Raw genomic sequence first — 1,212 nt, 5'->3', positions numbered from 1 at the left:
AGAAAGGAAGAGGGTAGGCGAAGTGAGCTGGAACGCTCCGTCATAGTGGGTAAGAACCCCGTAGCCAAAATCTTCTTCTCTCCGAGACGGACCCTGAGTACTGCGAGGCACGTGAAACCTCGTGGGAATCTGGGAGGACCACCTCCTAAGGCTAAATACTTCCTGGCGACCGATAGTGAACCAGTACCGTGAGGGAAAGGTGAAAAGCACCCCGGAAGGGGAGTGAAAAAGAACCTGAAACCGTGTGCTTACAAGCAGTCGGAGCCTCCTTAGAGGGGTGACGGCGTGCCTTTTGTAGAATGAACCGGCGAGTGACGATGGCGTGCAAGGTTAAGGTGAGAAGCTGGAGCCGCAGCGAAAGCGAGTCTGAATAGGGCGTATGAGTACGTCGTCGTCGACCCGAAACCGAGTGATCTACCCATGTCCAGGGTGAAGTTTCGGTAATACGAAATGGAGGCCCGAACCCACTGAAGTTGAAAATTCAGGGGATGAGGTGTGGGTAGGGGTGAAATGCCAATCGAACTCGGAGATAGCTGGTTCTCCCCGAAATAGCTTTAGGGCTAGCCTTGAAGGAAGAGTCATGGAGGTAGAGCACTGATTGGGTAAGGGGCCCTTCCCGGGTTACCGAGCTCAGTCAAACTCCGAATGCCATCGACTTGTCTTCAGGAGTCAGACTGCGAGTGCTAAGATCCGTAGTCGAAAGGGAAACAGCCCAGACCGCCGGCTAAGGTCCCCAAGTGTCTGTTAAGTGGGAAAGGATGTGGAGTTGCTAAGACAACCAGGATGTTGGCTTAGAAGCAGCCATCATTGAAAGAGTGCGTAATAGCTCACTGGTCAAGTGACTCTGCGCCGAAAATGTAACGGGGCTAAACAGACCACCGAAGCCGCGGATGTTCTAACGAACATGGTAGGGGAGCGTTCCCAGGGCATCGAAGCTTTTCCGTGAGGAAAGGTGGAGCGCTGGGAAGTGAGAATGCCGGTATGAGTAGCGAAAAGAGGGGTGAGAATCCCCTCCACCGAAAGCCTAAGGTTTCCTGAGCAAGGCTCGTCCACTCAGGGTAAGTCGGGACCTAAGCTGAGGCCGAAAGGCGTAGGCGATGGACAACAGGTGGAAATTCCTGTACCACCTCGATTCTGTTTGAGCGATGGGGGGACGCAGGAGGGTAAGGGAGCACGCGATTGGAAGAGCGTGTTCAAGCGGTGAGGCTGAAG

The 1,212-nt window shown here is 54.1% G+C and carries 1 rRNA gene; it reads left to right on the top strand.

Annotation, left to right across the window (positions count from 1 at the left end):
* A 23S ribosomal RNA gene (locus AC6RGY_RS16415) occupies window positions 1–1,212 on the top strand; the annotation flags it as partial.

This window comes from Mechercharimyces mesophilus, from assembly GCF_059818345.1.
This window is presented reverse-complemented; position numbering and strand designations above follow the sequence as displayed.